At 51.6% G+C, this 24,832-nt stretch carries 20 protein-coding genes; 8 read left to right on the top strand and 12 right to left on the bottom strand.

The annotated features are described in order from the left end of the window. Window positions 1–355: 355 nt before the first annotated feature. The 5 genes from AC5L4R_RS08635 to AC5L4R_RS08655 all read right to left on the bottom strand — a co-directional run bounded on the left by AC5L4R_RS08635 (window position 356) and on the right by AC5L4R_RS08655 (window position 7,195). Window positions 356–652 carry a helix-turn-helix domain-containing protein gene (locus AC5L4R_RS08635; RefSeq protein WP_494473680.1) on the bottom strand — a complete coding sequence of 99 codons (297 nt, stop codon included), beginning with the start codon at window positions 650–652 and terminating at the stop codon, window positions 356–358. Window positions 653–759: 107 nt separating this feature from the next. Then, on the bottom strand, window positions 760–1,737 hold the full coding sequence (locus AC5L4R_RS08640) for a hypothetical protein (protein ID WP_494473679.1): 978 nt from the start codon (window positions 1,735–1,737) through the stop codon (window positions 760–762). 201 nt (window positions 1,738–1,938) lie between these two features. Continuing rightward, window positions 1,939–2,862, bottom strand: a complete 924-nt coding sequence (gene prmA, locus AC5L4R_RS08645; protein WP_494473678.1) for a 50S ribosomal protein L11 methyltransferase — start codon at window positions 2,860–2,862, stop codon at window positions 1,939–1,941. Between the two features lie 51 nt (window positions 2,863–2,913). Next, window positions 2,914–5,910 carry a penicillin-binding protein 1B gene (gene mrcB / locus AC5L4R_RS08650; protein WP_494473677.1) on the bottom strand — a complete coding sequence of 999 codons (2,997 nt, stop codon included), beginning with the start codon at window positions 5,908–5,910 and terminating at the stop codon, window positions 2,914–2,916. A 91-nt stretch (window positions 5,911–6,001) separates the two neighbouring features. After that, complete coding sequence (locus tag AC5L4R_RS08655; RefSeq protein ID WP_494473676.1) at window positions 6,002–7,195, bottom strand: lipase family protein; 1,194 nt, start codon at window positions 7,193–7,195, stop codon at window positions 6,002–6,004. 252 nt (window positions 7,196–7,447) lie between these two features. Between AC5L4R_RS08655 and AC5L4R_RS08660 the strand changes: the two genes are divergently transcribed. The 3 genes from AC5L4R_RS08660 (at window position 7,448) to AC5L4R_RS08670 (ending at window position 12,067) form a co-directional block, all read left to right on the top strand. Further along, entirely contained in the window at window positions 7,448–10,066 is a 2,619-nt protein-coding gene (locus tag AC5L4R_RS08660; protein ID WP_494473675.1) for a heavy metal translocating P-type ATPase, read from the top strand. Between the two features lie 220 nt (window positions 10,067–10,286). Beyond that, window positions 10,287–10,550 carry an alanine:cation symporter family protein gene (locus AC5L4R_RS08665; protein WP_494478043.1) on the top strand — a complete coding sequence of 88 codons (264 nt, stop codon included), beginning with the start codon at window positions 10,287–10,289 and terminating at the stop codon, window positions 10,548–10,550. A gap of 197 nt (window positions 10,551–10,747) precedes the next feature. After that, window positions 10,748–12,067: an alanine/glycine:cation symporter family protein gene (locus tag AC5L4R_RS08670; protein WP_494473683.1), complete on the top strand. Its 1,320-nt coding sequence runs from the start codon at window positions 10,748–10,750 to the stop codon at window positions 12,065–12,067. A gap of 226 nt (window positions 12,068–12,293) precedes the next feature. Here the strand turns inward: AC5L4R_RS08670 and corA are convergent, their stop codons facing one another. Both corA and AC5L4R_RS08680 read right to left on the bottom strand, forming a co-directional pair. Then, on the bottom strand, window positions 12,294–13,349 hold the full coding sequence (gene corA / locus AC5L4R_RS08675) for a magnesium/cobalt transporter CorA (protein ID WP_494473682.1): 1,056 nt from the start codon (window positions 13,347–13,349) through the stop codon (window positions 12,294–12,296). A gap of 412 nt (window positions 13,350–13,761) precedes the next feature. Further along, complete coding sequence (locus AC5L4R_RS08680) at window positions 13,762–14,145, bottom strand: DUF2237 family protein (protein WP_395144081.1); 384 nt, start codon at window positions 14,143–14,145, stop codon at window positions 13,762–13,764. A gap of 409 nt (window positions 14,146–14,554) precedes the next feature. On the opposite strand from AC5L4R_RS08680, the gene AC5L4R_RS08685 reads away from it, so the two are divergent. The 4 genes from AC5L4R_RS08685 to AC5L4R_RS08700 all read left to right on the top strand — a co-directional run bounded on the left by AC5L4R_RS08685 (window position 14,555) and on the right by AC5L4R_RS08700 (window position 19,685). Continuing rightward, window positions 14,555–15,826, top strand: a complete 1,272-nt coding sequence (locus AC5L4R_RS08685) for an ATP phosphoribosyltransferase regulatory subunit (RefSeq protein ID WP_494473673.1) — start codon at window positions 14,555–14,557, stop codon at window positions 15,824–15,826. 82 nt (window positions 15,827–15,908) lie between these two features. Beyond that, the gene (locus AC5L4R_RS08690) at window positions 15,909–17,213 is read left to right on the top strand and encodes an adenylosuccinate synthase (RefSeq protein ID WP_494473672.1); all 1,305 of its coding nucleotides are present in this window, start codon (window positions 15,909–15,911) and stop codon (window positions 17,211–17,213) included. Window positions 17,214–17,497: 284 nt separating this feature from the next. After that, window positions 17,498–18,925: a Na+/H+ antiporter family protein gene (locus AC5L4R_RS08695; protein WP_494473681.1), complete on the top strand. Its 1,428-nt coding sequence runs from the start codon at window positions 17,498–17,500 to the stop codon at window positions 18,923–18,925. A 10-nt stretch (window positions 18,926–18,935) separates the two neighbouring features. Next, the gene (locus AC5L4R_RS08700) at window positions 18,936–19,685 is read left to right on the top strand and encodes a sulfite exporter TauE/SafE family protein (RefSeq protein ID WP_494473671.1); all 750 of its coding nucleotides are present in this window, start codon (window positions 18,936–18,938) and stop codon (window positions 19,683–19,685) included. A gap of 6 nt (window positions 19,686–19,691) precedes the next feature. Here AC5L4R_RS08700 and AC5L4R_RS08705 read toward each other — a convergent pair whose 3' ends face one another. The 3 genes from AC5L4R_RS08705 to ccoS all read right to left on the bottom strand — a co-directional run bounded on the left by AC5L4R_RS08705 (window position 19,692) and on the right by ccoS (window position 22,360). Then, window positions 19,692–20,252 (bottom strand): cob(I)yrinic acid a,c-diamide adenosyltransferase, encoded by a 561-nt coding sequence (locus AC5L4R_RS08705; protein ID WP_494473670.1) that lies wholly within the window; start codon window positions 20,250–20,252, stop codon window positions 19,692–19,694. Between the two features lie 1,014 nt (window positions 20,253–21,266). Next, entirely contained in the window at window positions 21,267–22,109 is an 843-nt protein-coding gene (locus AC5L4R_RS08710) for a sulfite exporter TauE/SafE family protein (protein ID WP_494473758.1), read from the bottom strand. Then, on the bottom strand, window positions 22,106–22,360 hold the full coding sequence (gene ccoS, locus AC5L4R_RS08715; RefSeq protein ID WP_494473759.1) for a cbb3-type cytochrome oxidase assembly protein CcoS: 255 nt from the start codon (window positions 22,358–22,360) through the stop codon (window positions 22,106–22,108). The genes AC5L4R_RS08710 and ccoS overlap by 4 nt, the downstream gene beginning before the upstream one ends. Before the next feature lie 239 nt (window positions 22,361–22,599). Between ccoS and AC5L4R_RS08720 the strand changes: the two genes are divergently transcribed. Next, window positions 22,600–22,965, top strand: coding sequence for a rhodanese-like domain-containing protein (locus tag AC5L4R_RS08720; RefSeq protein WP_494473760.1), 366 nt, complete (start codon window positions 22,600–22,602; stop codon window positions 22,963–22,965). A gap of 31 nt (window positions 22,966–22,996) precedes the next feature. Here AC5L4R_RS08720 and murB read toward each other — a convergent pair whose 3' ends face one another. Together murB and AC5L4R_RS08730 are read right to left on the bottom strand one after the other, a co-directional pair. Then, window positions 22,997–24,091 carry a UDP-N-acetylmuramate dehydrogenase gene (murB, locus tag AC5L4R_RS08725; protein WP_494473761.1) on the bottom strand — a complete coding sequence of 365 codons (1,095 nt, stop codon included), beginning with the start codon at window positions 24,089–24,091 and terminating at the stop codon, window positions 22,997–22,999. Window positions 24,092–24,164: 73 nt separating this feature from the next. After that, on the bottom strand, window positions 24,165–24,608 hold the full coding sequence (locus tag AC5L4R_RS08730) for an RNA-binding S4 domain-containing protein (RefSeq protein WP_494473763.1): 444 nt from the start codon (window positions 24,606–24,608) through the stop codon (window positions 24,165–24,167). Window positions 24,609–24,832: the final 224 nt, after the last annotated feature.

The following is a 24,832-nucleotide window of genomic DNA, read 5'->3' on the forward strand; positions in this document are numbered from 1 at the left end:
TATTTGTTTAAATCATAAGCGGATAGGAATTTGCCTGTGCGTTTAAGGTATTGCAGGCTCAAGTCATTGATGTAGTTCCACACAAAATTAATCGAACCGCTTAGGCGGTTTAGTTGGTCTGTGTGTTTGTCGCGTATGCGTAACTTGAGGGTTTTCATGGGGTTATTTTAACAAGATTTGTAGTAAAGCACACGTAGTAAAACACACACGCTAAAAAAAATTCGTGTGTAATTTTAGTTCCCGTGTTGCCTTGTATCCACCGCCTAAAGTCGCAGGTTTACGGCAACGGAGGAGCAAAACGCCAAAATTTGCCGTATTGTAGCATATTGCACACCAAAAACGTTTGGCGATGCGCTTATTTTAGCAGCCCATAGGTTTTGAGTTTTTTGCGCAGCGTGCCGCGGTTCATGCCAAGCATGTCGGCAACTTGGCTTTGGTTACCGCGCGTGTGCTCAAGCAGTACCTGTAACAGCGGCTGCTCAAGCTGGCTAAGCATAAGCGCGTACAGATCAGACGCATTTTCATCGCCAAGCGTGGCGAGGTATTGCCGCACTGCGATGGCGACATGTTCGCTTAGGCTGGGTAAACCAAGGGTTGGGTCGGTTGGCGGTGTGAGGGTGGATGGGTCGGGTTTGGTGGACGTGATTGGCATAAAACATACAAGCTTAAGGGGGCGCAAAATAGCTATTGTAAAGCAAACAGCACTGTCGGGTAAAACCCAGCGCGATTGAAGCCAAAGTCTGTCAAGTAAACACCATCTTAATAAAACGGCTCAACATTGGCTTGGCGGACTTGGGTTTTGGGAAAATCAAGGCGCAGCTTAACGGCTTGAATTTGGCTGGGTAGCAGATACTGACTGTTGGGCTCAGCATATAGGCTAGCAGGTACGGCAGCTTGTGCCTTGATGGTATTGCCTTGGCGCAAGGTAATAACCAAATTGGGGTACAGCAGCGGCGCATTCCCCGTGTTGGTAAGCCGAAAAATCACATCGGTGTGTTTGGTATTGCCTGCCACATCCAATACCTGCATATCTGCCCATGCCTCGTTGGCATACGCCAAATGGCAATCTATGGGCAAGACATCACAGGTGCGCGTCAAAAACGCCGCACCAGAGGGTTGTTGCATCAGCGTATTGGCATTAAACACCACATATTGCCCAACCAAGAGCAGCCCCAACACGATACTGCCCAATAGCCAGCCGATAGCCGCGGCATTGCCTGCGTGGCGCGCAGACCCAGATGTCGACGATGACCCAAGCCGCTGCTCGACTTTGTGCATGTATGCAGGTAGCGCCTCACTGCTAAGCGGCGATAGCGGCGGCGTGCGGTCATGGGGCAGCGCGGTTGCCGCAGTGGGTGCAGGGGGCGTTTGGTCAGGCTTAGGCGGCTCATCGGCCAGCAGGTCTTCTAGCCAACTTTCATCTTGTAATTCTTGCGTTTGCTGTATTTCTTTGGCAAAAATGGGCGAGGTATCGTGCACCGATGCGTTGATATTGTCTAAGATAACAAAATCATCTGCAGGGTTGGATGGCGGTGACTGAAGGGTCGATTGCACCGCCTCGTCATCGTCTAGCCCCGTGTGGTCATCAAAAATCAAAGTCTCTTCGGTATCTTGACTGGGTGAGAAGTGGCGTTTGCAATGTGGGCAACGCGCGTAGCCTTTTCTACGCGTCAGCAAGGATTTTTTGATGGCAAAATGCTGATGGCAATACGGACAGTCAAATTCGGCAGTTGGCATGATACGCTCGTCATCGGAGTTTCAATGTATTGAAACGTATTTTTTTGCCAATGTCAATTCAAGCAGGGCGGTGCAATCCGCCGCCCATCGGTTCAAGTATTGCTCTTACTCAACTAACGATAGTTTGTTAAACATACGTTAATTTTAAGCATAAAAATATCAGCCTAGCTACAAAATAAAATAAATTGAGTTTGATAAAATCTAATTTATCCGACGCACACCTGATAAACGGTGCCAATGCTCGTCTTCTTCGTTTTTAAACGTAAAGTCAGCGCTAATGTCAAAAAAAGGCGCGTAGGCTTCGCGCACCGCCTCGACTTGGTTTTCAATCAAACCTGCCAGCACAATGCTGCCATGTGGCTTGAGTAACGTGGCAAAATACGGCGCAAGCTGAATCAGCGGTTTTGCCAAAATGTTGGCGGTGATCATATCCGCTTGCATATCAGCCTCTTGCCAAAATGTGGCAAACGCTTCGGGCAAAAAGGTCTGCAAACGGTCTTGCACACCGTTTAAGCGTGCGTTTTGTTGGCTTGCTAAGACCGCTTGCGGGTCGATATCGACGGCATAGACGATTTTTGCGCCCAATACCAACGCAGCAACGCCCAAAATCCCTGAGCCACAGCCATAGTCGATGACAATTTTATCCGTCAAATCTTGCCCCGCTAGCCAATCCAAACACAGCCGCGTGGTTGCATGGTAGCCTGTCCCAAACGCCAAACCAGGATCAAGATATAAGTTGGTCGCGCTGGGGTCGGGCGCGTCAAGCCATTGTGGCACAATCCACAAGCCATGCGCACATTCAATCGGTTGATAATGCTGCATCCATTCGCGTGTCCAGTCTTTGTCGGCAAGCTGGCTGACCCACACGCGGCTGGCGTGGCAGCTATCGGCGATGGTATGGCTAAGCGTCTCAAGCTCACTGGCACTGGCAAAGGTGCTGCTATCAAACAACGCGGTGACAATGACTTCATCCCACAGTGGTGATTCGTTGGGCATGGGTTCAAACAGCGGTTGGTCACCTGCGTCGGTTAGACTAATGCTGATCGCGCCTGCTTCAAGCAGTAGAGTTTCGGCAAGTTCGGTGTGGTCTTTGGCGCATTGTAGGTGCAGTTGTTGCCAGCTCATGGGGATATCCTTGTTTTTTTAAATGATAATAAAGTAAATGTTAGTAAACCATCACGGCATAACAGGTGCGACAGGTCGAGCTATGCGCTCGCTGGGATCGGTACTGTAATGCGTGTCGGGTCGTTCCGTGGTGGTGTTGGGGCTGTTACCACTTGGGCTAGGGGTTGGATTAAAACTCGGGCTGGGCGCAGGTGGTGGATTACTTTGGCTTTGATTAAAGTAGCTGTTGTTGGCTGCGTCTGGCGCGTCGGTGCGGTTATTGACCACGGCGGTTTGGTTGGTTGCCTCGGCATAGCCTTGGCTGCGCTGCAAACGCGCGTTGGTACTGGCAAATAGATCGGCAGCATCTTGCGTGCGTTGGCGTTCGAAGCGGCGTTCTTGTTCTTGGCGATATAGCGCGACGGCGCATTGGCTGCTGTCTTCGGGCAAAAATTTGGTATCGACAGGCACCAGTACAGCATTGGCGCAGCGCTCATCGGAGAGTGTGCCTTCGCCGTTTTGCAGCCACAACGGCTCAATGCGGCTCGGCACTGGCAAGGCAACAGGCGTTAGATACAATCGCTGCATGAAGTCAATCCACATCGGCAACGCGCCTGTGGCACCGCTTAAACCCATCGGCGTGTTGTCATCGCGCCCCACCCACACCACGCTTACGCGGTTGCCACTGTAGCCTGCAAACCATGCGTCGCGATAGTCGTTGGTGGTGCCTGTTTTGCCTGCCAGGTTCAGATCTTCGCCCAATTTCAACGCCGCTTTGGCAGTACCGTTTTGCACGACTTTTTGCATGGCAAAATTGGTCTGATACACGGCTGGGGGGCTGACGGGTTGGTGGGTTTTGGTCGTGCCCGTTGGCAATAGCACGCTGTCAAATTCGGCACGCGTCTCATCGCTGACGATTTCAGGCTTAACGGTTTGGATGACTTGCCCCTTGCCATCGACCACGCTGCGAATGGTGTGAATAGGCACACGATAGCCGCCATTTGCCAACACCTGATACACCCCAAGCATATCCAGCGGCGACAAATTCAGCGCACCCAGCAGCATGGCAGGATATTCGGGGATTTTTTTACTAATGCCCATGTTGTGTAGCTGCGCGATGATATTGGGCACGCCGACATCCAAACCGACGCGCACCGCCGCTTGGTTATACGAGTTGGCAAGCGCGGTCATCAGTGGCACTTGCCCGTGGCTGCCGCCGCCGTAGTTGGTCGGCGTCCATGTATTGCCGTCGGACAATTTAAGACGAATGGGCGCATCATCCACGCTGCTGGCAAGGTTGTATTTGCCTTGTTCAAACGCGGTCAAATAAATAATCGGCTTAAGTAGCGAACCGACTTGACGCTTGGCATCAATCGCACGGTTAAAACCTGTAAACGTCGTTCCACTGCCGACAACGGCAAGCAGCTCGCCTGTCTGTGGGTCAGCACTGACCAACGCCGCTTGTAGCTGATTGGCGGTCTTGCGGTTGGCTTTATTCAGCCGTTTTAGGCTTTCGCTGACCGCCTGGTTTGCCGCTTGTTGCACCAGTGGATCAAAACTGGTGAAAATCCGCATACCTTCATTTTTGAGGTCATCGCTGTCATACGTCAAATTTAACTCACGTTTAACAATATCGAGGTAATCAGGAAAACGGCTTTGCCCAATACTGGGCGATTTGACGACATCCAGCGGTTGGGCAATGGCTTGCTCGTACTGCGCTTGGCTAATTGTGTTTTGGGTTAGCATGTTGTGCAGCACAACATTGCGCCGCGCCAATGCCGCATCGGGGTCACGAAACGGATTGTATTGGGTAGGACCTTTGGCAAGCCCAACTAGCAAGGCGTATTGGTCAAGGCGCAACTCATTGAGCGGGCGGTTAAAATAAAACTGCGCCGCTAAGCCAAAACCATTGATGGAATGATTGCCATTTTGTCCAAGATTAATTTCATTGATATAAGTTTGTAGAATTTCTTGCTTACTGTAATGATATTCAAGCAATAACGCCATCAAAGCTTCGTTGGCTTTGCGCTTGACTGTACGGTCAGAATTAAGGTAAAAATTCTTGATCAGCTGTTGGGTGATCGTCGAGCCGCCTTGCCGTGATCCGCCCGTCAAATTGCTGACCAACGCGCGCGCCGTGCCACGTAGCGAAATCCCATGATGGGTATAAAATTCGCGGTCTTCGGTGGCAATCAGCGCGTCAATCAGCGGTTTGGGAATGCGCGATATATCAAGCACAATGCGGTCTTCGTTGTTATCGGGATAAATGCCACCAATCAGCACAGGTTCTAGCAGCACGGTGGCAGCGGCATTGGGCTGGGTGCTTTGTAGCTGTATTACGCGGTCATCTTGCAACACCACACGCACAACTTGCTCGGGGGTGTGTTGGTCTTTAGAAAAGCCAAAATCGCGCGTGTGAATGTAGTACTCGGTTGCCTTGTCGCTGGTTAAGCGTTTGGGCGTGGCTGGATTGTCTTGGCCGTCTTGTGCGTCTTGGTCTTGCGTTTGGCCGTCTTGTGTGTCGGCGGTGCTTGGGTCTGGTGGGTTTGGGCTGTCTTGGTCATCAAGGGGTTGTGTGCCAGCCACCGCACTGGCATAGTGGGCGTTAATCGCCGCCATCTCACTGGGTTTTAGCCGAATGGTCTGTTTTTGGTAGGTGCCTCGCGTGTGATAATCATCTGCCGCGCGGTAGTTAATTAGGCTCAGCCAATATTCTAAGTCTTTGCTACGTACAGGCGCGTCTTGGTACAGTTGTAGCGGTTGTGAGTATACTTTGGCAGGAATGTTCCAACGTTTACCCTCAAACTTGCGCGTGATCAAGCGGTCTTGGTGCACGACATACAACGCCAACCACACCAACGCGGCAATCACAACCACGCTAAATACAAAGCTGATGATATAGCCGCCGCGCTGTTGATACAGGCTGATGCGCACCACTTGGCCGTTATTTGGCAAGGGTGAAGATAAAGTGGCTTTGGTGTAAGAATGCGCGCGCTTGCCCAATTTTTTGCCCAACTGTTGCTTAACGGGGTGGCGATGGCATGACCCATCGGGTACACCATCGATCAATAAATGGCGCTATGATGACAAAACTTGTCACAAATTTCAATCAATCAACATTTCGCGCCGTTGCTCAATCTAAATACCAGCGTGGTAAATGCTAGTTTGCCTGTTTGGCAGTGACGGGTGGGTTGTCTTGCGTGGGATTTTGCTCATGCCCGTCTTTTAAATACCAATGCTTGACCAACCAATAATACACTGCATTTTTGTGATTAAGCCAAATTTGGTCACGCTCGGATAAATTTGACTGCTGGGTGAATGTGGCGGCAAATGCGGCATCAGGCATCAACACAATCGGCGCACCTGCAGGCGTGTAGTTGAGGTCTTGCACGTAGTTGGGCTCTTGTAAATTGGGCATGAGCTGCTGTACCTTGAGCTTAAACACGCCGCTGCCAAAGTATTTGGTGTATAGGGCTTGGGTCTTGACGGGGTATTTAATCAGCTTGCCAACCGCTTTTTTTAGCAGTGGATTGGCTTTGTCTAACTGTTCGGGATGGGCAAGGGGGTTGGTATCGGCAAGGCTTTGCACAGACTGCACGGTAAATGGCGTTTCGGTGACCCAATCGGCGCTATTGATGATGCGATAACCCCAACCGTCACGGGTCAAAAAATCGTAGTCATAAGCATATTGCAAGTTGCCAGGCTTGGGCGCGGCACTTGAGTAGGTTTTAAACACGATATCACGCGGCAAAAATCCTGCTTGCTGGCGGTATTTGAGGTAAGAGGTCAGCAAATACGTCAGTGACGCGCCTTGACTGTGGCCAAATATGTTAAAATCCTTGATGCCGCGCGCGTATTGCCGCTGGATGTGCGCCTCGACATCGTCCGCCATCGCCAAAGTGGCAATCGCCCAACCTGCATGAACTGCCGATTGCGGATGGTCGGCAAACTTGTAGGGCAGGCTGCGCTCACCCACTTGTAGCGCGCCTTGGGCAGGTATCATGGCAAAAAAATAATTTGCCGCCCAGCTGTCCGCGTCTTGAATCGTGCCACGCAGCGCAATCACGCCCGTTTTTTGGCCATCATTGACAAACAACGCCCAACGGTTCTTAAAGGCAACTTCAGGCGCGACATACACCTTGCGATAGTCCTTGAGCGCATCTTGCACGTCACTGGCGTCAAAACGGTTGTTGGTGTCAAATGTTTCATCAAACAGTGCCATCAGTGTCATGTATTCTTTGGCATCAAAGCCTGAGCTTAGCGCGGCTTGCGCGACGCTGGTTTGCGCCAATAAGACAAAGGCTGCCAAGGCAGACGGCTTAATGGCTTTTTGTAGGCTGTGTGGGCTTATCATGGCAGGTTAGGTTTCCGTTGGTTAAGTTGTTTTGGAAAAATGGCGTGGCAAATGGTAGGCTAAATTGCTGGCAGGCGGCAGTATGGCGCGCGGTGGCAAAAATGATTTTGGCTATCCCAAAGCCCGTTATGATGACAAAATCGTGGTCAAATTTCAATCATTGCCCGTGTTCAATTTTTGCCAAAATGCCCCATAATACCTGCATAAACCTTGCATTGTATTTATTGTGCTTTATCATACCGTTGTTATATTATGTCCAATACCGCCCCCGTCGCCCCAACTCACCCAACCGACACGTATTTAGCCGATATCACCGAGCTGGTGCTACCGCCCGATGGCTGCTGCTTTCATTGCGGTGACCCGTTGCCCAATGCGCCGTTTTATACGCCTGTGCTGGGCGCGGCGCGTGCCATGTGCTGCCTTGGCTGTGAGCTTGCCGCGCAAAGTATTGTTGAGGCAGGGCTTGAGCAGTACTATCTTGACCGCAGTACCATCAACCGCACGGCAAGTCTGCCCGATGCGCTGTATCAGCTGCAAGCGTACGACCACCGCGACGTGCAAGCGCAATTTGTCTATCAGCAAGACCACTTAAGCGTGGCCGAGCTGTCTGTGGCAAATTTGCGCTGCGCGGCGTGTAGTTGGCTGATAGAAAGCCGATTGCACGCGCTAGACGGTGTGGCGCAGTGCCAAGTCAATCTCACCCAACAGCGCATGCGTGTGCTGTGGGATGACACACGGCTGCCGATTAGTCAGATTTTGGCGGCAATCCAAGCGATTGGTTATGATGCCAAACCGTATCGGCAAGATACCCACGTGGCGATGCTGGCGCGGCACAATCGGCGTATGGTGTTTCAGCTGGGTGTGGCGGCACTTGGCGCGATGCAGGCGATGATGTTTGCTGTTGGTATGTATTTTGGCGATTATTACGGCATGGCAGCGCAGGACAAGCAGTTTTTGCGCTGGGTGTCGCTGTTTGTCAGTATTCCTGTCGTGCTGCTGGCAGGCGCGCCGTTTTTTGCGTCGGCGTGGTCGGCATTGCGCGCGCGGCAGGTCAATATGGATGTGCCGATTGCGCTGGCGATTGTGCTGACGTTTGCTGCCAGTATGTATGCCACCACCAGCGGCACGGGCGAGACGTACTACGACTCGGTCAGTATGCTGATTTTTTTCTTGCTGGCAGGTAAATATGTTGAGCATAACGCACGCAGCAAGGCGGCAAATTTGGCGCAGGATTTGGTGGTGGTTGAACCGATTTTGGTGGCAAAACTTGGTGAGTATGCGGTATTAAGTGCTGATGAATTGGCTGCGCTGCCCGTATCACAGCTTGATGCGCTACTCAAAAACGCCGATACCGTCACCCCTGATAATCTGGTGAGCGCACCTTCGCTTAAAGTCGGTGATATTGTGCGTATTGATGCAGGTAGTAGCGTGATTAGCGACGGGATTTTGCTGTCAGCACACGCGACGGTATCACAAAGCCTACTGACGGGTGAAAGTGATTTAATCAACAAACAGCGCGGCGATGCCATTGTTGGTGGTAGTCAAAACGACAGCCAACCGTTTGTCATGCAAGTCACCGCACTGCCCAATGACAGCCAAATTGGGATCATTGATCGCTTGGTTAATCGCGCGCTTAGCGAAAAACCACAAATTGCGCTGCGTGCGGATCGCATGGCGCGGTGGTTTGTTGCGCGCGTGTTGTTGATTGCCAGTGTGGTGTTTATCGCGTGGTATATCATTGAACCTGCGCAAGCGGTGTGGGCGACGGTGGCGGTACTGGTGGCTACGTGTCCGTGCGCACTGTCTTTGGCAACGCCGATTGCGCTGACGGTGGCGACCAATCGGCTGGCAAGTTTGGGTTTTTTGGCGACACGTGGGCACACGCTTGGCGCGTTGGCAAACGTGACCCATGTGGCGTTTGACAAAACAGGCACGCTGACCTACGGACAGCCCAAGCTATTACACATTGAAACGCTTAGCGACGCTGACAGTCAAGCCAATGCCGACGCGCTACTTGCCATAGCCGCAGGTATGGAGGTTGGTAGCCGCCACCCGATTGCCCACGCACTGCTGGGTGCGGCAAGTCAGCTGCATTTGCCAACGCTTACACACCTACAACACGTTGCAGGCGGCGGTATCACGGCGGCGATTGGTGAGCAGCATTATCGGTTGGGGCACAGCGCGTTTGCGTTGGCTGCGCCACACGCTAGCCAAGGCCGCGCGTTGTCCGATTTGCCCGATTCTGATTTGCCCAATTTAGCCGCGCATTCTGCCAGCACCAGTGTGACGCTTAGCCGCCAAACCGCAACAGGCTGGCAGGCGTTGGCGCATTTTTATTTTCATGACAAAGTGCGTGAGACAGCGCAAGCCACGGTGGCAGGCTTGCAGGCGGCAGGCATTGAGGTGCTGATTTTGACAGGCGACCCCAGCGCACAGGCGCAGCAAGTCGGGCAGGCATTGGGTATTGATGCGGTGTATCAAGGTCTCACGCCTGATGACAAACTGGCGCATATCAAAACCTTGCAAGCACAGGGCGCGGTGGTGCAGATGGTTGGCGATGGCGTGAATGACGCGCCCGTACTGGCAGGGGCGGATGTCTCGACGGCGATGGCAGGCGCGGCAGATTTGGCGCAGGTTGCCAGTGATTCGGTATTAATTGGCGGCAACTTGACTGCCATTCGCCATGCCCACACGGTGGCGCGTAAAACCGAACACATCATCAAGCAAAACATGCGTTGGGCGATTGGCTACAACATTGCCGTGCTGATGCCTGCCGCGCTCGGCTATGTACCGCCGTGGCTTGCTGCCATTGGCATGTCGCTAAGCTCGTTTGGCGTGGTCATGAACGCGCTACGCCTCAAACGCGCTTGACCATATGGACAAGCACGCGAACAAATTTTGCGGATGTTTAAGGCTGACATGGCAGGTGTTTGGTACGGTTGGGCTTTTTGAGCATGGTATTTAGGGATAATATTTTGCGCATACATGATGCTAATTACCTTTATAATTATAATTAAATGGTTGTATGATTGAGGCGTTGGGCAATTTTTGCCTAAGCGATTGGTTTGGTTTGATAGATTGAGGGATGAGCATGTTTGATTGGTTTCATGCGTTTATCGATTGGGGTAATGGCATTATTTGGGGCTACTTACTGATTTATGTATTGCTTGGGGTGGGGCTGTATTTCACCATCGCCACCCGATTTATCATTCGTTGCCGTAAACCTGCGACTTCAGGCGGTGGATATAAGGCAATTGTTAAATGTGATAAGTTTTGCTATACTCATCTCACTATATTCAATGTCTTACATTCCACAGTTAAGTTAAGACTAAATTGCGAGTACGCAGTGACTTAACTGGTAAGACGTTTCCAAACACACACTTAAGCTAATTCGTGTCTAAGACAATCCTAACGGTAGGATTAGCTTAAAATAAGAACCTAAGATGTACGGTGTGTCGTACGGGCGGTTGCCATTGTCTTAGGTTTGCGGTGGGGCTTCACCGTCTTGCAGAAGGAATCCCCGAACGATAGGGAGGGGAGGAAGTCAAACAGATTCGCCACTTTGGGCATATGTGGCAGCTGCTCAAAATCTCCAACCAAGGTGGGCGTGATGGCGGTATCAGCTCGTTTGAGGCCTTGATGACCTCGCTGGCTGCTCGCGTCGGTACGGGTAACTTGGCAGGTGTTGCCATCGCTATTTATCTGGGCGGGCCTGGCGCGATTTTTTGGATGTGGGTCACCGCTTTGGTTGGCATGTCGACAAGTTTTGTCGAGTCGGCATTGGCTCAGGCCTACAAAGTGCCACACACCGACAACGTGTATCGTGGCGGCCCTGCTTATTATATCGAAAAAGGACTCGGCCAGCGTTGGTTGGCGATCTTGTTTGCGCTGTGTTTGTTGGCGGCGTTTGGGCTGGCGTTTAACGGTGTGCAAGCCAATACCATCGCCCAAGCAGTCAATGAAGCCTTTCATATCCCGACTTGGGTAACGGGTGTTGGGCTGGTGTTATTGACTGCGCCTGTGGTGTTTGGTGGCATGCGGTCAGTGGCAAGAGTGGCTGGCAAGGTTGTGCCTGTCATGGCGATTTTGTACTTGTTGTTGGCGATGTTTGTGGTGGTCACCAATTTACCCCAGCTGCCGTCTGCCATCGCGTTGATTTTCAAATCCGCTTTTGGTGTTGAACAGGCGGCAAGCGGTGCACTGGGCTATACCATTGCCCAAGCGATGATGAATGGCATCAAGCGTGGTCTGTTCTCTAATGAGGCAGGTATGGGCTCAGCACCCAACGCCGCGGCCACCGCGCAGACTTACCCCAATCACCCTGCCACCCAAGGCTTTATGCAAATGCTGGGTGTATTCATCGATACACTGGTCATTTGTACCGCCACCGCCTCTATCGTTATTTTGTCGGGTGTCATTGACCCAAGTGTAGAGCAAGAAGGCATTCAGCTCACTCAGCTGGCGTTGTCTCGCTATGTGGGCGATTTGGGCGTATATTTCATTGCTGTTGCTATTTTCTTTTTTTCATTCACATCCATCATTGCTAACTACAGCTATGGCGAAGCCAATATTGAATTTATTGCAGGGCCTAGGGTTGCTAAAGCGGCGGTGACGGCATTGCGCGTGGCGGTATTGGCGATGATATTTATCGGCTCAGTCGCCAATCTAAAAGCAGTGTGGGACTTTGCTGATTTATCCATGGGGTTGATGGCATTGATCAATTTGGTTGCCATCGTTTGGCTGTCGCCCGTTGCTTTTAGAATCTTAAAGGATTATGAACGTCAGTTAAAATTGGGCAAGCTTCCCACCTTTGACCCCGATGATTTTAAAAAACTGCGTCATGAAGCCAACCGTGATGCTTGGGATGAATGATTTTGGTTTGATGCTCGATTGTGGTTTATAGTGCCCCCACATCCCTGCGTGGTGTGCAGGGATGTTTTGTGCTCGATGTTTTGTGTTATTAAACACCTTGGGGGCAAACAGTCAGCCTCAAGCGTTGCATTGTTGCATTGACCGCAAGCTTATTGGGTGCTGGTTGAGCGGCTGCTAACCACCACGACCACACAGTTTGGTAAAAGCGGTTGGGTAAAATCGGCAATCACAACCAACCCGATTGTTTAAAGCGATAATACAACAACGAACAAATCGTCAATGTGACCAGCAGCACGATAAAGTAACCGTATTGCCAGTGCAGCTCGGGCATATTATCAAAGTTCATCCCGTATACGCCTGCAATTGCCGTTGGTACCGCCAAAATACCTGCCCACGCTGCCAGCTTGCGTACGACCTCGTTTTGCCCCATCGTCACCACCGCCATATAGGTGTCCATCGCCACGCTAAGCATTTCATTCAGGCCGTTTACAGCATCAAGCGCGCGCAGCAAGTGGTCATTGACATCCCGAAAATACGGCTTGGCTTGGTTAGGAAAATTGGGCAAAAAATCTTCTTTTTTGTGGTTGATAAAAAAGTTACAAATATCTTGCACGGGCAAAATCACCGCACGCATATGCACCAGCTGGGATTTAAGCTCGTACATATTGCGCAAGGTCTGCTTGTCAAAATCCTCTGAGAAAATCTCGCGCTCTTGCTCGCGCAGATACCGCCCAAGTTTGTCGGTAATCGGCAAATAGTTATCCACAACAAAGTCTAAAATCGCGTGCAACACAAAAATCGGCCCCATACGCATTTTTTCGGGGCGGCGGTGGCAATAATCACGCACACTTTGGTAACTGTGTGACGCGCCTTGGCGAATTGTGATGATGTACTGCTTGCCCATAAAAATCGCTGTTGTGCCGTAGCGAATCGTGTAATCGGTCAATTTGGCAGTACGCACGACCACAAACACGCTGTCATTGCCATAGCTTTCGACCTTGGCGCGTTGATGCTCAGCAAACGCATCCTCAATCGCCAGTTCGTGCAAGTCAAACGCCTCTTGCACCTCGCGGATGGTTTCAGCCGTTGGGTCATGCAGCCCAATCCACACAAATACATTGTTGTTGGTAAGCTCGCGGCGCACGTCATCAAGCTCAATCACGCCCAAGTTTTCGCCCGTTTTGCGTGAATAGGCAAAGCAGTTAGCAACCTCGTTTTTACCCGTAAAGCGTGATTCAATCAGCTGGGTGTCAGCATCGGGATCATAATCGCGCACGGGCATCTCAATCGGCGCATACACCTCAAGCGTGCCTTCATCGTTTTGGTAATGATTGACACCAAAATCGCCCGTCGGAAACTGCTCTTTATCAATCTGGCGAAAATGGGCTTCTGCCAAATCATGCGGCATGATTTCATGGCTCAAAAAGCCTTCGGGCAAAATCAGCGTATCGTCATCATCGTCCTCAAGGCGGATATGGTGGCGTGACGGGTCATGGGGTGGCGTCATGGGCAAGTCTCCTGCGTGAGGTGGATGAAACAACGCTACGCGCTGCGGTGAGTGTTTGGGATAGTGATGGGTGCGATAGGCAATCCGTCAAAATAATCAGCTATATCACAAGCTGTGCCAAGCATTCGGCCACGGTCTAGCCGTTTTGGCATCACATGAATTGATGAAAATAAGCTAAAAAACAAAACTAAATTGCGTACTGCTTAAGCGTGTCTAAATCAACCAGACTCAACACGCTGTCATGGCACGCTTCAAGTTTAATCGGTGGGGCAACGCCTGCGTCCAATGCCTCAAGCCAACGCAGCGCGCACACACACCAAAAATCATTTGGTTGTAAACCCAAAAAGCCCATCTCGGGCAATGGCGTAATCAAATCATTGCCGCGAGAAAACGAGAACTCCAAAAATTCGCGCGTCATTTTGGCGCAAATTGTATGCATGCCAATATCGCGCGCGCCCGTGTGGCAAAAACCATCACGATAAAAGCCCGTCAAAGGTGCAAAACAGCAGCTTGCCAGCGTCGTGCCTAGCACGTTGGTTTGATTGGCATGGGGGTCAAAACCGTGTGACATCGCGCAGCCCCTCGCATCAAAACAGTCGCGTCAAAAATACAGTCGCGTCAAAAATCGCTCAAGGTCAAGATACCAGCCAAAACCGCCAGCACCAACCCAAAGAAAAAATTAGGCGCATATTTTGACATGCTTGCGCCAACGCGTCAAAATCTTTTTAAATCACATTATTTAGCCAAGCCTGCCAAAAATTTGCAAAACCACGCGGACAAACCACAAAAAACCGCCCAACCCTGTGCCAGCTATGCTACAATAAATCCCCGTACGACATAGCTAAGGCGCGTGGTGGGCTGGTCTTTGTGGCACAATCTAAAGCACCGCATTGTAAAACCAAGCGCCATTTGACAAGATTTGCTAAATAGCGTGTTTGAATTAAATTGAACCAACAATAACGACGGAAGACAATCAGCGTATGGGTGAGGCGTTTATCAACCACAGTCAGCAGTATTCTGAGCTAGCCGCCGTGTCAGACGGCGACAACACACGTGAATTGTCGTGGCTGTTGCCCGATGGGGTCAGCGACCTACTCCATACCGAAGCGCTGAAACAAGAAACCTTGCGCTACCAGCTGACCCAAATTTTGCTGTCACATGGCTACCAACTGGTCAGCCCACCGTTTATTGAATACGCCGAAAGCCTACTACATCATGCCAGTGAAGACCTCAAACGCCAAACGTTTCGGCTGGTAGACCAGCTCACAGGGCGTTTGATGGGTTTGCGTGCCGATATCACCCCACAAATTGCGCGCATCGATGCGTATTTACACGACAGCGACGACAAAACCGCCCACAGCGTGGCGCGGTACTGCTATGCAGGGCACGTGGTTTATACCCTGCCCAAAGGCTTGTTTGGCTCACGCACACCGCTACAACTGGGGGCAGAGATGTTTGGCGCGGCGGATTTGGCCGCTGATAAAGCCTTGTTTGATGCGTTGCACGCACTGTTGGCTAGCACCCAACTGGTCAGCCAGTGCCATATCGACATCGGGCATGTGGCGATTTTTCGCGCGTTGGCCAAGCAAGCCAATCTGTCTGCCAGCCAGCAAGACGAGCTTAGCAAGCTATATGCCAACAAAGCCTTGCCCGAGCTTGCCACATTTTGCCAACAGCTAAACGCACAAGGCGAGCTTTCGGCCACGTTGGCACAGGATTTTTATACCTTGGTGCAAGACGGCAATGACCTAGACCGTCTACAAGCCAATTTATCGCCCACCGCCCGTCAAAATACCGACATCGCGCAAGCCTTGGCGGACTTGCGTGCGTTGGCTGCCTACTTGCGCCAAACGTGGCAAACCGCGACCGTAAGCGTCGATGTCAGCGAATTGCAAGGCTACCATTATCACACAGGCGTGGTGTTTCAAGTATATGTTGGCAATGACGCGCTGCCGCTGGTGCGCGGGGGGCGGTTTGTCAATCCACACAGCCTGCACACGCGCCCTGCGACAGGCTTTAGCGCGGATTTGACACGTTGGCAAAACCATGTCACTGCCATACCTGTAGCCTTGATCGTGGTGCCGTTTGCCACATGGCAAGCACACAGACAAGATGACAGCCTACAAGCAGCAATTGCCAAATTGCGTGCCAACGGGCAAGCGGTGGTGGTGGCGGTCAATGCTCATGACATGCCTACCGCCAGTCATGAACTACAATGGCACAACGGTACATGGCAGGCGGTGGCGCGTTGAGGTTTTTTAAGGTTAGCGCCAATTTTTATTATCAATTTTTTAACAGTTTTTTCATCAAATAACAGCAAGCGAGGTGACAAACGTGGCAACGGCTGAATTTGGCAAAAGTGTGGTGGTCTTAGGAAGTCAGTGGGGTGATGAAGGCAAAGGCAAAATCGTTGATTTGCTGACCGAAAAAGCAGGTGCGGTGGCGCGTTACCAAGGCGGACACAACGCAGGGCATACGCTGGTGGTTGGTGGCAAAAAAACCGTGCTGCATTTGATTCCATCAGGTATTTTGCGTGAGGGTGTGAAATGCTACATCGGTAATGGTGTGGTCTTAGCCCCCGACGCGCTACTCAAAGAAATGCAAGAGCTTGAAGAGGCAGGCGTGCCTGTGCGTGAGCGGTTGCGCATCTCGCCCAACTGTCCGTTGATTTTGCCACAGCACGTTGCGCTTGACCAAGCACGCGAGCAAAAACGCGGCAACAACAAAATCGGCACAACGGGGCGCGGCATCGGCCCTGCCTATGAAGATAAAGTTGCCCGCCGTGCGATTCGCTTTGCTGATTTGTTCCGCGCAGATTTTGCCGATAAGCTCAAAGCCAATTTAGAGTTTCATAACTTTGCTTTGACCCAGTATTACGGCGTAGAGGCGGTGGATTTTGACGATACCTTGGCATTGGCAAAGTCGTGGCAACACGCGCTTAAAGACTTGGTTGCCGATGTCACAGGCGAGCTTGATGCGCTGCGCAAGGACGGCAAGCATTTGATGTTTGAGGGTGCGCAAGGCACGTTGTTGGATGTCGATCACGGTACTTATCCGTTTGTTACCAGCTCCAACACCACAGCAGGTGGCGCGTGCACGGGCACGGGAATCGGGCCGCTGTATATCGACTACGTGCTGGGCATTACCAAGGCATACACCACGCGTGTGGGCTTTGGGCCGTTTCCTACCGAATTGTTTGACGAAACAGGCGAGCACTTGGCAAAAGTCGGGCAAGAATTTGGCGCGACCACAGGGCGTGCGCGTCGCTGTGGTTGGTTTGATGCGTCGATCTTGCGCCGTGCGGTAGTGCTCAATTCACTGTCGGGCATTTGTTTGACCAAGCTTGATGTATTGGATGATTTAGAAGAAATCAACATCTGCACAGGCTATGAGCTGCCACAGACCGAGTTTGCAGGCGCAAGCGATGCCGAGTTTTATGCCAATGTCAAGCCCATCTATGAAACCGTGCCCGGTTGGCAAACCAGCACCGTTGGCATCACCGAGTACGATCAATTGCCTGACAATGCTAAGAACTATATCAAGCGCATTGAGCAGCTTATCGAATGCCCCGTTGATATCATCTCAACTGGCCCTGACCGTGAACAAACCATCGTACTGCGTGATCCGTACGATGCTTGATAGTAATCGCCAAGCAGTCTAGCCTGCGCAATAAAGAACGGTATCTTATCGTTCTTTATTTTTTTGTCAATTTTTTTGCAGGCTTGGTTTGGCAAGTTTTTAATAAAATATGAAGCAAAATTTTTGTTATGATTGGCGCAAACTGGCAAACTTGATCGGTATTCGCCGATAGTTGGGACGGTTTGGGCGTGTTTGCCCGTATGGGGTGCTGGTTTGGGGTGATTGCCGCGCTGGGATAGCGGCGGCTGACGGTTTGATTGATTGGATTGAGGGAGAGTGGGGTGATGTGGACGAATCCCGTGTTGTGGGCGGTCATCGTCATGTTGGGGCTGTCACTGGCGCGTGTGCATGTGGTGTTGTGTTTGATTATCGCAAGCCTTGTCGGTGGGCTGATGGCAGGCTTACCGCTGGCAGATGTCACCGATGCGGCAGGCACGGTGGTGCGTGAGGGTGTGCTGACGCATTTTCAGCAAGGGCTTGCCAATGGTGCGCAAATTGCGCTGTCGTACGCCCTGCTGGGGGCGTTTGCGGTGGCGATTTCGCACTCAGGCTTGCCGCAGCAGGTGACGGCATGGGCGGTGCGCGCGCTTGACCATGACGCTTGTGCAACAGGCGCGGCAGGTCATAATAAACGTGGCATGGCGCGGGTCAAGTGGACGATTTTATTGGGTTTGCTGGCTATGAGCTGCGCCAGCCAAAACTTGATTCCGATTCATATTGCGTTTATTCCGCTGATTGTGCCGCCTTTGCTGACGGTGTTTAACCGCTTGCAGCTTGACCGCCGTATGGTGGCGTGTGTGATGACGTTTGGCTTGGTCAATACGTATATGTTTTTGCCATATGGTTTTGGCGATATTTTTATTAACCAAATTATTTTAAAAAATATCAACGACGCAGGGCTCAACACGCAAGGCGTATCCATTTATCATGCGATGGCAATTCCTGCGCTTGGTATGCTCACGGGTCTGCTGACGGCAATTTTTATCAGTTATCGTAAGCCGCGCGTGTACCAGCAAACCGCGCTGGATGGACAGCTGCACCACGCCGCGCAACAATATGGCACGGATAATACCAAAGCCGCCAATCACACGTTGGCAAAGTATCAAAGCATGATTGCTGTGTTGGCGATTGTGGTGGCGTTTGGTGTGCAGCTGTATACGGATTCGCTGATTTTGGGCGCGTTGTTTGGCTTTGGCGTATTCATGGCGACGGGGGTGGTCAAGTGGCACGATGCGGATCATGTGTTTAACCAAGGCATCAAGCTGATGGCGATGATTGGGTTTATCATGATTACCGCGCAGGGTTTTGCCGCGGTGATGACGGCAACCGACCAAATCAAGCCGTTGGTTGATGCCAGCACCCAGCTGTTTGCAGGCTCAAAAGGCATGGCCGCGGCGATGATGCTGCTGATTGGTTTGGTGGTGACGATGGGTATTGGCTCGTCGTTTTCAACCGTGCCGATTATCGCGGTGATTTATGTGCCGCTGTGTATGGCGATGGGCTTTTCACCCACCGCGACGGTGGCGCTGATTGCCACGGCTGGCGCGCTGGGGGATGCAGGTTCACCTGCGTCGGATTCTACCTTAGGGCCAACGTCGGGGCTTGATGCTGATGGGCAGCATGACCATATTTGGGATAGCGTCGTACCAACGTTTTTGCACTATAATATTCCGCTGCTGGTATTTGGTTGGATTGCAGCGATGGTGTTGTGATGACTAGACGATGATGCTGCTACGGACTTGGTTCAGTGACAGCCTGCTTGCGCCGGCCAATCTTTTAACCTCTGCGCTGACTGCCGTCACGGGCGTGGGTGGGGGGATGATTTTGATTGGACTGATGCCGCTGCTTGTGCCTGCGGCGGCGGTCGTGCCCGTGCACGGTGTGACGCAACTGGCTAGCAACGCTACCCGTGCTTGGTTTGGGCGTGAGGCGATAGACGGGCGGTATATCGGGCCGTTTTTGGTGGGTTCGTTGGTCGGACTTGCGGTGTTTGGTGTGCTCATTCGTTACGTTGAGCTGTCGCTGATTCCGCTGTTTATCGGCGTGTATATTTTGCTGATTACGTGGTCGCCAATGTTTAATCGGCTGATTCGGCGTTTTGAGAGCTTTTTTTGGGTGGGTTTTTTGCAAACGGGGCTCGGTGTGTTTGTCGGTACGCCCGGCCCGCTCAATATTGCCGTGCTCAACAAACATTATGACGACAACCACGTGGTGGTGACCACGGGCGCGCTGATGATGACAGTGGTGCACAGCGTCAAGCTGGTGGTGTATGTAAGCCTCGGGTTCGCGTTTGGCGAATATTGGCGGCTGCTTGCTATGAGGGTGGTGATGGCAGCATTGGGCTCATGGCTCGGCACGCGTCTGCGCCAGCGCGTGCGACTGGCGTGGCTAAAAAAAATTCTGCCGTGGCTGCTCACGGTACTTGCCGTACGGCTGATTGTCGGCATTGTGTATCAGCGGTTTTGGCTATAAACCAAGCTAACGCGCCAACACCTGCGCATCCCACAAAACCGTTTGCCCACCATCCAAGCGGCTGACCACGCGCGCCAACACAAACAAATAATCCGACAAACGGTTGATAAACTGTAACCCTGTGGCAGACACATTACCATCACGCGCTTGCAAGCGCACCAATACGCGCTCTGCGTCACGCGCGGTTGCTCGGGCGATATGCACCTGACAACACGCCACCGAACCTGCAGGCAAAATAAAGTCTTTGAGCGGCGGTAAATCAGCGTTCCACACATCAATTTGGGCTTCTAATGCCGTCACATGCGCTGCCGTCACGCCGACATACTCAGGCATCGCCAGCTCGCCACCGAGATTGAACAGCACATGCTGAATGATGCTCAAGCCGTCATCAATGTCAGGTTGGTCAGTCAATAAGCTGCGCACCATGCCCAGCTGCGCGTTAAGCAAGTCCAACGCACCCATGGCATCAAAACGTACATCAGATTTTGCCACGCGGCTACCATCGGCAAGCCCTGTCGTGCCATCATCGCCCGTGCGTGTGTAGATTTTGGTCAAGCGGTTGCCCATAGGTAATCCTTAAGATTGGTTTGATAAGACTTGTATTTGGTTTTTTTATCGCCATCTATGCACAACTGGCATGAATGTGGCATCGATACCAACCAAAATTTATGCAAAAATTGGCGTTGTCATCTTGCTGTCACATCAATTTCATGCTAGTGTCACATTGTTGGCGTTAAATAGTCAATACGCAAGGCGATAAAACACGTTTAGCCGCCATTGCTGTAAGCCTGTGACCTTGAGCGCAAGTTTATCATTCGTTGCCGTAAACCTGCGACTTCAGGCGGTGGGTATAAGGCAATTGTTAAATGCGATAAGTTTTGCTATGCTCATCTCACTATATTCAATGTCTTACATTCCACAGTTAAGTTAAGACTAAATTGCGAGTACGCAGTAACTTAACTGGTAAGACGTTTCCAAACACACACTTAAGCTAATTCGTGTCTATGACAATCCTAACGGTAGGATTAGCTTAAAATAAGAACCTAAGATGTACGGTGTGTCGTACGGGCGGTTGCCATTGTCTTAGGTTTGCGGTGGGGCTTCACCGTCTTGCAGAAGGAATCCCCGAACGATAGGGAGGGGAGGAAGTCAAGGTAATCGTTAGATGCACCGATGCACCAAGTTTTGCTAGACTTGTTTGACTGTGTTCAATACAAAAACTATTGGGTTAAGACCAAATTGTCAGTACGCAGTCAATTAGCACTTAGCGGGCAAAACATAGCAAAAAATTGCGCCGACCTTGCGCCATTTGCGTGATGCAAATGTATATAACCACGATTCAATCCGTCGTAAAAACGAAACAAAAAGGAGTATAACCATGTCAATGTCATTCCACAGCGCGTTTGAATACGAAACCGACGTGATTTTCTTTGATGAAGGTGATGATGCAGTCGAAATGTAAACACTGCCTCATCCGCGCTTGACCAACCACATCAGCGCACCCAAAACTGCCAACCTCTTGACATTGTGTTAAGAGGTTTGTTTTTTTTGGTATCAGATATTGCGCGATTAAAATCACAATCAGTGGTGCAGATGGTGGCGATGCGCGTTATCATCGGGTTGCTCGCTGGTTGCGGTCGGCATATCCATCGGCATGTCCCCGTGTGGGTCATGCAGGGTTGGTGTGTCCTTTGTCATTGGGCTTGTGGCAGCAGGCATATGCCCGTGCGCATGTGGATGCCCATCTTGGTGCATCGTTGCCATCCACATCGGCACCACCATCACCGCCACGCCTGCCACGGTCAGCAACGCGCCGTTGATTTGGCGCAAATGCCATTGCCGAATGGTACGCTGCAATAGCCCAACGGTGGCTTGGGTTGCCACCAACATCGGCAACGTGCCAAGCCCAAACGCCAGCATCAACGCTGCACCTGTTGCGGTATCGTGATTTGCCACCGCCAGCATCAATGCCCCATACACCATGCCACACGGCAACAAGCCCCACAGCAAACCTGCCAACAACGCTTTGGGTACGCTGTCCATCGGCAGCACACGCTTTCGCACAGGTGCCATCGACTGCCACAGCCGCGCACCGACACGCTCAAGCCGCGCCAACAGCGGCACACCCAGCAGCGTCAGCCCAATGACAATCAGCACCGCCCCCAACAGCATACGCGGTGCTGACTGGTGCATAAGCGGCGCAAACAATGCCATGCCCACACCGCTTGCCACCACACCCAGTAGGGCATAGCTGGCAAGCCGTCCTGCATGGTAGCTTGCCACCAACACGGCTTTACGCGCGGGTGTCAAGCCTTGCATTGACAGCCCAAACGCGGTCACAATACCGCCACACATGCCCAAACAATGCGGCGAGCCAAACAGCCCAAGGCTAAATGCCGCCAATAAAATCGCACTATTTATCATTTGCTGTCGTTGTCATCTGCCGTTGGGTGGTGTGAGGTGGATTGGGTGATGGTTGTTTGTGCCGCTGTCGGCTGCTCTGTCGGGCGTTCGGCAAGCTGCTGACGGCGCAGTTGGCGGTCATCAAGAACCACGCGCTGAGCCTCATTGTCAAGGTCATCAAACTGACGCGAGCGCACCGCATAATACACCGCAAAAATCCCCACCACAAAGAAAAATAAACTAATGGGAATCAAAAAATACATACTTTGCATGGGCAGCCCCCGTTTAACTCCCAACCAAACCCAACACCGCTTACAAACGCGTATTCAAAAACGTATTATAACGGATTTTGCCAAAACATGGGCGCAGTCCGCACCACCCCTTTTACCTATCGCTTATTGAATAATCTGTCAAAACCCTTATATTAAAGTCAAAAGGTGATTGATTTTACATTGGTTTTTATATGGGTTTTTACATCCAATCACGCACCACCAATCAACAAGGAGCAACCATGCCCACCGTATTCAACCGCTTGCCCAAGTTTAACCTGCCAAAACGCGACCGTTTGGCACGACTTCTGCCACGCAAAAAGCACTTGCTGACCTTGTCTGCCGCGCTGCTAATCGGTGCAATGCTAATGCCAACCGCGAATGCCGCCAATGTCGTCATTGACGTGCGTACGCCTGAGGAATTTCAAATCGGGCATCCTGATGGCGCAATCAACATTCCACACAGCCAAATCGCCAGCAAAATCGCCAGCCAAGGCGTGAGCAAGTCTGACACCATCAAGCTATATAGCCGTGGCGGCGCGCGCGCCACCCAAGCCAAAGCCGCGCTTGAAGCCGCAGGCTACACCAACGTCAGCGTACAAAACTAACGCCAAGCCACGGCCGCAAAAACCCGCAAGGCTAGTGATGAAAGCTACCATCGGCGGCAATCCACACGGGTTCTGGCTCAAGCCATACGCCAAATTGGGTGTGCACACGCGCTTGAATCAGCTGCATGGATGCGGCAACATCCGCTTGCGTTGCCCGATACGGCGCATGGTTGGTCAAAATCAGCGCGTGATGTTGGTGGGTCAAAATTGGCGCAATGCCGCCGCCTTTTATGCCTGCATTTTCAATCAGCCAGCCTGCCGCCAATTTGGTCAAGCTCGGGTCAGGTGTGCCATCGGCGCCTTTGACTGCAAAATTCACCAAATTAGGATAATCATGCAACAGTGCTTGCGCTGTCTGCATTTTGACAATCGGATTTTGAAAAAAGCTACCACAATTTGGCAAGGTGGCAGGGTTAGGAATTTTACGCTGACGAATGGCGATGACCGCGTGCATGACATCAGTAGGCGTGATGGTCGTACGCCCATTTTGCTCGGCAATGCTTTGGGCAACTTGCGCTACGTCGCCATAATTGAGGTTCACGTCGGGAATTTTTGATAGTTTAAACGTCACGCTGGCAATCAGCCAATCACCTGCTTGTTGTTTAAACCGGCTATCACGGTAGCTAAAGTGGCATTCGGCATTGCTAAGGACATGCCAAGTCAAGCTTGGTAAATGTAGTGCGCGCACCGCCACCAACACATCCGATACCTGCACACCATATGCGCCGATGTTCTGCACGGGCGCAGCACCCACCCAGCTTGGGATCAGCGCCAAGTTTTGCAGCCCATACCAACCTTGCGCCACTGTGTGCATGACCAAATCGTGCCAGTTTTCTCCTGCCCTAACTTCAAGCGTCACGCTGTTTTCATCTTCTGCCAACACTGTCATGCCCATCAGCGCAGGCGATACCAATGCGGCTGTAAGGGTTGGCGGCAAAATTATATTACTGGCGCTTGATACAATCACATACGCTTGCTTTGTCGCGTGTAAATCAGCAATGATTGGTATAATCTCATCCAAGGTGGTCAAACGGATGACGTTGTCGGCTTGACAGCGCAATGCCATGGTGTTGGCGATATAACCAGAAGGTGGCATGATGGCAGTCGGGGCAGTGTGTTCGGTCATTTGGCAATTCTCGTTTTACTGTTTGCTACAGCCTTGTGCTTGGCAGCCTGTGTGTGACTTACCCTTTTATGATTTAATAGCCTTCGTCGTCGCTGCCATAGTGGTTGCGTTCGCGCAGCTGTTCAAGTTGACGGCGTTGTTTTTTGTTGGGGCGGCGGTCGGGACGCGCAAGGTTGGCCAGTTTTTTTTGCTGCAAGAAAAATTCGCGTTGGCTGATGCTCTCGTCGGTTTCTTGATACAGGCGGCTGGCGGCGGTGGCGTTGCCGCGTACGTCAGACAATGCCAATACCTTGACGGTTTTTTGGGTGTAGTTGGTTGCCGAACCTTGTCGGATGGTTAGCACATCACCGACGGCGATTTCTTTACTGACCTTGACGCGACTGCCGCCAAAATGTACGCGTCCTGCCTCGATGGCTTCTTTTGCCAGTGTGCGTGTGCGATAAAACCGCGCCGCCCATAGCCATTTGTCGAGGCGGATTTTTTGCCCATTAAATTCATTGGGGGTTAGGTCAGCTATTGGCGCGTCATTGTGTTCGGCGGTATTGCCAGTTTGGGCTGCGTCAGTATCTGTATCAGTATCTTGGGTAACTGGGGATTGCCAGTCCTCATAGATGGGGTGGCGGTCAGTGTAGGGGTTGTGGGTGGGATCGGCTAGATATTTTGGTGCTGACAAAGTAGTTTCCTAGTGGTGTGATGGTAATTGGATAAATCAACCAAACTGTAATATAGTAGCACAATTGG

The organism is Faucicola sp. SE7633 (assembly GCF_059264685.1).